The following is a 7937-nucleotide window of genomic DNA, read 5'->3' on the forward strand; positions in this document are numbered from 1 at the left end:
CCCCCCCCCCCCCCCCCCCCCCCCCCCCCCCCCCCGCTCCGCCCCCCACCCCCCCCCCCCCGCCCCCCCCCCCCCCCCCCCCCCCCCTCGGGCCGGGCTGGACGGGAAATACTGTGCGACCGCGGGAGAGAAATGCGGCGCCCGACAACTGAGTGCTCGCTGCCACTCCGGCGGAACGTCATATTCCCGCCACTCCGGCGAAACGTCATATTCCCCGTCCCCACGGCCCCCCGGGCCGTGAGGACGGGGAACATTGCACGGCGGGTCCGCGAGTGGATATGTAGCGCACAGGGCGCGAGTGAACAAGTAGTACCCAGGGCACGCGCCTGCGTCTCACACACCAAAACAATTACGATCGACTCGACCGAGCAACGTAACGTGCCGCCTTTCGCTCGCCTTCGAGGGTCAGGTGGCCTTCAGCAGTCATCCTTCGCAGCAGCCTGCTAGCTTGCTGCGACGTGATCATGCAAAGTTCTGCTGCCTGGGCACGAGTTATCGACCCGAAGGAATCCACATATTGCAAGACCATGCGCTCCTGCTGTATGGGATCGGTACCGCGCACGCGGACATAAGCAGGCGGATTGTCCAACGCGCGATAGACGGCAGCAGACAGGTGATACATGCGGCCACGGCCGCTGCCGCGCAGCTCCACCAGGCCCGCTTCGATCATTCGGCTCAAGCCTGCCCTTGTCTCTCCCTGCGTCCTGTGCAGTTGTTCCGCGATCTCGTTTGCGGAAAGCTTTGTCTGCGAACGCAACTCATGAAGAACCTGCAGGTCGAACAGGCCCATCGGACGACCCGTGGTCTCCTCATGCTGAAGAATGACCCGGGCCAGAGCGACATCGGCGTGCCCGAGTGGGATCACAGCACGAACCAGCCGATCCGTCGATTGGCTGTAATCGGGAGCGTCTCGACCAAGTCGCAGCAAGGAGGCAAACATCAAGCTGACTCCGCGCCCGCTCCGCTCGACGATTCCCGCACGGCGAAATGCGTCGGCCAGTATTGGGCTTCGCGGTTGCGAGACCGTCAACAAGTTGTCCAATCGGACACCAGGTGGAAAGCCTCCGGAGCTGGTCACCTCGAAGCTGTCGTCGTTGATCGCGAGCCGAATCGGGCCTACGGCCGTGTAATCACGATGAACCAGCGCGTTCGCGATAACCTCGCGTGCAACGACCTGAGGAACTGTCGGGATCGAAACCCGAAGCAGCCCGAGTTGCAGCTCCTCGTCACGGTTCCACGACGACACTCGATCGAAGAGCTCCTGCGCAGCCTTCAACAAGGGGCTTCTGGTGAAATTGTTGACCTCTACCGCAAGCCCGTTGAACAGCTGAAACGCGACCTCATGGTTCGGGATATGATGACTTATCGCGACCTCGTTGCCGAACAGGAGGACAGCGCCCAGCGTGGGCCGATCGACACCATCGTCAGCGAGTCGCAGAACACCGAGCGCGCGGCAGACTTCGACATAGGCTAGCGACAACCGAGTCTGCGCCGGACGCGGCAGCCATGCGACGAAATCGGTCGAACTCCACCGGGTCAAGATCTCCCATGGTCGCCTCGCGCGCAGGCAGCGATGCGAAATTCAATGCTCCTCTGTCGATTTCATGCGCAAGCATCTCGTAAGCCGGAAATGGCAGGCATTGCGGCGCCCCATCAATCTTCAGCGCCCGCCGCAGATAGACACCGCCTCGACACCGACAAGAAGTACGCCGCCGTCTCCGTTCGCCATACACACAACCGTCTCGACCAGGTCGGTGTCGTTGAACTTGCCCGCCACGCCCCGCTTGAACTCCGTCGTGAGAGTTTCCCCTTGCTCGATCAGAGCACGAACCCTATCGACCTCCATGTGTGCAGCTTATACATATTTTTGAATCATATAGACATTGACATCAGGTCACTGATCAAAAATATGGATCACGGCCGCTATCAGCGCGTCAGCACCTGCACGTCACGTATCGGCGGGGTCTTGCCGAACTTGGCGCGCAGCGGATAGATCGCCGCTACCACCACGAGTGTGACCGTGGAGGAGATCAATTGGGTGCGCATGGAGGGCATGATCGCGGCCGAGACCAGGACCGCGGCCAGGGCGGTTATCACCAGCCAGCTCAGGTAGGGGTGGAACCACAGGCGGTAGGTGAGGGCGGCGGGGTCCTCGCGTTGCAGGCGGGCGCGTAAGCGCAACTGGGAGAACATCACTGCCAGGTACAGGAAGGCCAGCAGCACGCCGATCGAGTTCACCAGGAATGTGAACACGCGATCCGGCGAGACGTAGGACGCGACCACCGCGCACCAGGCGGCGACGGTCCCCAGCAGCACGGCGCGGGCGGGCACCCCGCGGCGGTTCACCCGCACCAGACCGGCGGGGGCGTCGCCGTCGCGAGTCAGCACGTAGAGCATGCGCGAGGACACGTAGATCGCCGAATTCAGCACCGACAGCACCGCGGTCAGGATCACCACCTGCATGACCGTGCCCGCGGCGGGCACGCCCATGGTGTCCAGCGCGCTGACGAACGGGCTGGTCAGCACCTTGGCATCGTCCCACGGCAGGATCGTCACCACCAGCAGGATCGACGCCACGTAGAACAGCGCGACCCGCCACAGCACGTTGCTGGTGGCCCGGGCCACGGCCTTGCCGGGCTCGGCGCTCTCGGCCGCGGCCAGCGTCACGATCTCGGTACCGCCGAAGGCGAAGATCACCACGACGATCGCCGACAGCACCCCGGTCCAGCCGCTGGGCGTGAATCCGCCGTGCGCGGTCAGATTGCCGAATCCCGCATGGCCGTTCGGCCACAGCCCCAGCACGTAGAGCACGCCGAGGATCAGGAACACCACGATCGCGGCGACCTTGATGGAGGCGAACCAGAACTCGAATTCACCGAACGAGCGCACCGACACCAGATTGACCGCGGTCATCACGAGCAGCAGCGCGGCGGCGAGCACCCACTGCGGCAGCTCGATCCACTCGGCCAGGATCGCCGCGCCCGCGGTCGCCTCCGCGCCGACCAGGATCACGTACATGTACCAGTAGAGCCAGCCGACGGTGAATCCGGCGAAGGGCCCCAACGCGATTCGCGCATATTCGGCCAGCGATCCCGCCACCGGCCGGGCCACGACCATCTCGCCCAGCGCCCGCAGCACGCACAGCACCAGCACCCCGGCCGCCGTGTAGGACAGCACCGCCGCCGGGCCCGCGGTCTTGATCACCGAGCCGCTGCCCACGAACAGCCCGGCCCCCACCGCGCCGCCGATCGCGAGCATCGTCATGTGCCGACGGCGCAGGCCGGTGCGCAGGCCGTCGCGCACGGCGCTCGTCTCGTTCATTGGTTACCTTCTGTTCGCCCGGATGTTGCCGTGCCACCCTATCGAGCCCGCACCGAACCGGGAAACCGCAGGTGACAGGGGCTGCTGCCCGCGGTTGTCCGGGGTCGTGGGGCCCTGGAAAGTTCACCGTCCGGGAGTACCGTCGAAAGATATGACCGAAACAACACGGGGGCGGGTCCGGACCGAGCGCAGCCACAAGCGGGTACGGACCTACATCGACGGGCGGCTGGTGATCGACACCACCGCGCCGACGCTGGTGTGGGAGAGCCCCTACTACCCGACCTACTACCTGCCCGTCGCGGATCTGCGCGCCAAGCTCGAGCCGACCGGGTCCACCCGCCACTCCCCCAGCCGCGGTGAGGGCCTGGAGTACGACGTGGTGGTCGACGGCATCACCAGATCCGCTGCGGCCGTGCGCTATCCGGATTCCCCGCTTCCGGAGCTGCAGGATCTGGTCCGGCTGGACTGGGACCTGATGGACGAGTGGTTCGAGGAGGACGAGCCGGTCTACGTCCACCCGCGCGATCCCTACACGCGCGTCGACGTCCTGGTCAGCTCCCGGCACGTGCGGATCGCCATCGCCGGGCAGACCGTCGCCGAGTCCCGCGCACCGCACATCCTGTTCGAAACCGGTTTGCCGCCAAGGTATTACCTGCCGATGACCGACGTCCGGACCGACCTGCTGACGTCCTCCTCGAAGCGGACCCGCTGCCCGTACAAGGGCACGGCCGAGTATTTCAACGTCCGCATCGGCGATGCCGAATATCCGGACCTGGTCTGGATCTACCGGACCCCGCTGCCGGAGAGCCAGAAGGTCGCCGGGCTGGTCTGCTTCTACGACGAGAAGGTGGACGTCTTCATCGACGGAGAGAAGCAGGAACGGCCGAAGACGCCCTTCGGCTGACCCGGCCACGCGCGTTTCGGCCAAAAGCGTGCCGGAAATGCAGGGACGCTACGGGCGCTGAGCATCCCCCAGCAGCTCGTCGACCAGCGCGGGCAGCACGGTGCCGATCGGGTCGCAGATCACCTCGGTCGCCTGTGCGTCGTACGGCGTGGGCTCGGCGTTGACGATGATCAGATCCGCGCCGTTCTCGACCGCGAGGGCGCACATCGAGGCGGCCGGTTCGACCTGTAGGGAGCTGCCGACGGCCAGGAAGATCTCGCTGTCCAGCGCGATTTCCCTTGCCGCCCAGACGGTATCGGGATCCATCTGCTGACCGAACATGACGGTCGCGGCCTTGAGGATGCCGCCGCAGGCCGGGCACGGCGGATCCGCCTCCCCGGCGGCGACGCGCTCCAGGGTCGCGGCCATCGTGGCGTGGTAGTCGCAGCCGATACACACCACGTCGAACATGTTGCCGTGAATCTCCACCACCGATTCCGGCGGCGAACCCGCCCGCTGATGCAGCCGATCGATGTTCTGGGTGATGATCCGGGTATCGCGCCGCCGCGCGAGCCGCGCCAGGGCCCGGTGCCCGTCGTTGGGCCGGGCCTGCCAGGCCGGATTGTCGCGGCGGGCGAGCCAGGCCCGCTGCCGCAGTTCGGGATCGGCGACGTAGTTCTGATACGTGGACAGCAGCTCCGCGATCGGGTCCTCGGTCCACACCCCGCGCGGGCCGCGGAAGTCGGGAATGCCGGAGTCGGTGGAGATGCCCGCGCCGGTGAGCACGCCGATCGGGCCGGTCCGCTGTCGCCACCCTGTGGTCATGGAAACCAGGTTAGGTGGTGATCCCTACGGGGCCTCGCCCAATTTTGATACGCTCATGTATCCGATCAGCGAGGGGAGGCCCGCCGGTGTCGACGTCCACCGAGTCCGGGCCGCCGAGCGCGGGCACCACCGAACAGCGCGGGCGGCGGCTGACCAAGCGCCGGGCACAGACCCGGCAGCGGCTGCTGGACGCGGCCTTCGAGGCGTTCGCGGACGAAGGGTTCGGGCGCTGCACCGTCGAGCAGATCTGCGAGCGGGCGGGATTCACGCGCGGCGCGTTCTACTCCAACTTCACCTCGCTCGAGGAGCTGTTCCTGGCCATGTGGGAACAGCGGTCGCAGCAGTTGCTGCACGAGGTGACCGCGGTCCTCGACGACGACGCCGGTCGGGTGACCGATGTCCGAGCCGGGGTCGAGCAGGTCTTGCGCGCGGTTCCGTTGGACGAGAAGTGGTTTCGCATCACCTTCGAGTTCACCGCGCACGCCCTGCGCAATCCCCCGCTGCGCCGGGTGATGGCCGCCCGCGAGGAGGCGATCGTCGCGGCGCTGCTGCCGGTGCTGGAGGAGCTGCTGGGCCGCGCGGGGCGCACGGTCAACGATCCGGTGGCGCTGGGCCGCGCCCTGGTCGCGGTGCACGACGGCACGGCCACCCAGTGCCTGATCGAACCGGACAGCGCCGTCGCGCGCGAGCGGCGGGCCGATCTGTTCGCCCATATCGCGCTGGCCTACAGCAGGCAACGCGAGGATGATCAATAGTTGGGTCGGGAACTGGAGTAGCAAATGATCTCTGACGGTAGGACCCAGGGCCTTCGTGCCGCCGGTTTCCCGGTCGGTTGTGCGTCCCCTGGTGTCCCTGGTCAGGCAGTGGCCTCTCCAGCTCCCGCCACTTCAAACCGTGCGTGCGGTTCTCCCGCACACGGCTTACCGACGCCGTTCACCACCGGCATTCGGCTTCTCCCGCCAGGGCTTGCCCGCCCTGGGTGCAACCACGATTCCCTTCAGGCTCAACAGCCCGCACCGGTCGGGGGAACGATTGATGACCGCCTTGCCGAAGCCAGCACTGCGTTTATGTCGTTTCCCGATGAACAGTGCGAGCCGCCTGTACGCATGCCGCTGAAGCTTTTCGAGGCGAATCGTGGAGTGGCCGTAGCGGAAATATCCCGCCCAGCCACGCAGAAACCTGTTCAGTTCCGCCACGGTCACCTCGACCGGCACCAGCAGCCTGGACCGGACCGTCAACTCACGGATCCGGTCCCGCGCACGTCGCATCGCCCGATCACTGGGCCAGCGAGCCAGGAACACCACGCCCCGCCGTCCGCGCACGCCCCGCGACCGCACCAGCCGATGGTGAAAACCGAGAAAGTCGAAACCCTCTCCGCCCTCACGCAATTCGACGATGCGAGTCTTGGCTTCCTTCGGTGCCAGACCGAGTTCGGCCAGCAACACCCGCAACCGCGCAAGCGCGGCTTCGGCCTGTTGCCGGGACCTGCACATCACCAGCAGGTCATCGGCGAAACGCACCAGCACCCCGAATTCGCGTGTGTCCCAAGCCCGATCGAGCCGGTGCAGGTACACGTTGCACATCAAGGGACTGATCACCCCGCCTTGCGCGGTTCCGGTGTCCGGGTGGCGAACCATCCCGGACTCCATCACTCCCGCCCGCAGCACACTCCGCAGCAGCTTCAGCACCGTCTGATCGACCACCCGCTCCTGCACGGCCGCCATGAGGCGGTCGTGCGGAATCGCCGAAAAGCAGTCGGCGATATCGGTTTCCACCACCCACCGGCGACCCCGGAAGCTCTCATCGGTGAGAACTTGCAGAGCGTCGTGCGGCGACCGTTTCGGGCGGAACCCGAAACTACAGTCGGCGAACCCCGCTTCGAAGATCGGCTCGAGCACGATCTTGACCGCGGCCTGCACGATCCGGTCACGCACCGCGGGAATCGACAGCGGCCGCCTGTCTTTCGTTCCCGGCTTCGGGATGAACACCCGACGCGCTGGAAGCGGCCGATACGACCCGTCCCGCAGTTCGCGAGCCAGCTCGTCCACGAGCCGGTCAGCGCCGTACTCGTGTTCGATCCAGCCCAGGGTGGCCCGGTCGACGCCCGGCGCGCCACCATTGGCGCGCACCGCGACCCAGCCTCGCCACAGGACATCTCTGCGCAAGACCTTGTCCCACAGCGCATGAAACCGTCGTCCGGGATCGGCCTTGGCCGTCCGGTAAAGCATGTGTTGCAGGGCACGCACCTTGTCCACCGAAACCCTGCCTGCGGCAACGGTTCCGGCGTCGGCGGGACTAGCCAACTCAAGGGCACTCACCGGGCACCTCTCCTGTCATCAGCACGCATCGACGAAGCAGTGGCCCTTCCCTCACCGGCGGTTATGTTGTCCGCTCGGCTCGATCGGTACTACGGCCACCTCCGACGCCCTTCCGGCAGACTTCCACTTCCCGGCTCCTCACCGGTTATAGGTCGCCGCACTCCACCCGATACACGCAGTCGGGTGGGCCGGGGAGGGCCTCTCCAGTTCCCGCCGTCACTATCCGAACGTTCCGCGCCCCTTACGCCGGAGAGTCCTTCACGGCTGCATTTTCAGGGTCTTCACCGCTTCCAAGGCCTTCGCCCATTCCTTCCAGGCTCGGCACTCCCTCGCCCCACCCGTCACCGGGTGAGTGATCTAACGACGCGGCAGGCTTCACTTCACGTTACGGACCGTTCGGTTGCACACCCCACACACGAGGGTGCTCGACGCTGGGCTTCGACACCGCCCGTTTCCAAGCGATACCGCCAGCCTGCTACCGGGCCTCCTGACAGCTACCCGGACCGGACTTCCACCGGCAAGCGACGACGAGCTTACGAATCAGCCGTCAGCCATTCACATAACCAACCACCAACCCTTCTGGACACACA

Annotated in this window: 7 protein-coding genes; 2 read left to right on the forward strand and 5 right to left on the reverse strand. The window is 66.1% G+C overall.

The window, feature by feature from the left end:
• Positions 1 to 349 precede the first annotated feature (349 nt).
• From QH290_RS04950 to QH290_RS04960, 3 genes are all read right to left on the reverse strand, one after another.
• Entirely contained in the window at positions 350 to 1540 is a 1191-nt protein-coding gene (locus QH290_RS04950) for a DNA glycosylase AlkZ-like family protein (protein ID WP_280382094.1), read from the reverse strand.
• A 120-nt stretch (positions 1541 to 1660) separates the two neighbouring features.
• Complete coding sequence (locus QH290_RS04955) at positions 1661 to 1846, reverse strand: AlbA family DNA-binding domain-containing protein (RefSeq protein ID WP_280265667.1); 186 nt, start codon at positions 1844 to 1846, stop codon at positions 1661 to 1663.
• 80 nt (positions 1847 to 1926) lie between these two features.
• Positions 1927 to 3321: an amino acid permease gene (locus QH290_RS04960; protein ID WP_280265666.1), complete on the reverse strand. Its 1395-nt coding sequence runs from the start codon at positions 3319 to 3321 to the stop codon at positions 1927 to 1929.
• 151 nt (positions 3322 to 3472) lie between these two features.
• Here QH290_RS04960 and QH290_RS04965 point away from each other — a divergent pair, with 151 nt between their 5' ends.
• A complete protein-coding gene (locus QH290_RS04965; RefSeq protein ID WP_280265665.1) occupies positions 3473 to 4225 on the forward strand; it encodes a DUF427 domain-containing protein in 753 nt (250 codons plus the stop codon).
• Positions 4226 to 4273: 48 nt separating this feature from the next.
• On the opposite strand, the gene QH290_RS04970 is transcribed toward QH290_RS04965, so the two are convergent.
• Positions 4274 to 5029: an SIR2 family NAD-dependent protein deacylase gene (locus QH290_RS04970; RefSeq protein WP_280382095.1), complete on the reverse strand. Its 756-nt coding sequence runs from the start codon at positions 5027 to 5029 to the stop codon at positions 4274 to 4276.
• A gap of 86 nt (positions 5030 to 5115) precedes the next feature.
• Here QH290_RS04970 and QH290_RS04975 point away from each other — a divergent pair, with 86 nt between their 5' ends.
• Complete coding sequence (locus tag QH290_RS04975; protein WP_280382096.1) at positions 5116 to 5784, forward strand: TetR/AcrR family transcriptional regulator; 669 nt, start codon at positions 5116 to 5118, stop codon at positions 5782 to 5784.
• Between the two features lie 165 nt (positions 5785 to 5949).
• Here QH290_RS04975 and ltrA read toward each other — a convergent pair whose 3' ends face one another.
• Positions 5950 to 7347: a group II intron reverse transcriptase/maturase gene (gene ltrA, locus QH290_RS04980; protein ID WP_280382097.1), complete on the reverse strand. Its 1398-nt coding sequence runs from the start codon at positions 7345 to 7347 to the stop codon at positions 5950 to 5952.
• Positions 7348 to 7937 lie beyond the last annotated feature (590 nt).

The sequence above is a fragment of the Nocardia wallacei genome (assembly GCF_029869545.1).
GTDB lineage: Bacteria > Actinomycetota > Actinomycetes > Mycobacteriales > Mycobacteriaceae > Nocardia > Nocardia wallacei_A.

Excerpts from the sequence above, each read along its gene's own strand:
- QH290_RS04955 (WP_280265667.1), bottom strand. The coding sequence starts at position 1,846 with ATGGAGGTCGATAGGGTTCGTGCTCTGATCGAGCAAGGGGAAACTCTC.
- QH290_RS04960 (WP_280265666.1), bottom strand. The coding sequence starts at position 3,321 with ATGAACGAGACGAGCGCCGTGCGCGACGGCCTGCGCACCGGCCTGCGC.
- QH290_RS04965 (WP_280265665.1), top strand. The coding sequence starts at position 3,473 with ATGACCGAAACAACACGGGGGCGGGTCCGGACCGAGCGCAGCCACAAG.
- QH290_RS04970 (WP_280382095.1), bottom strand. The coding sequence starts at position 5,029 with ATGACCACAGGGTGGCGACAGCGGACCGGCCCGATCGGCGTGCTCACC.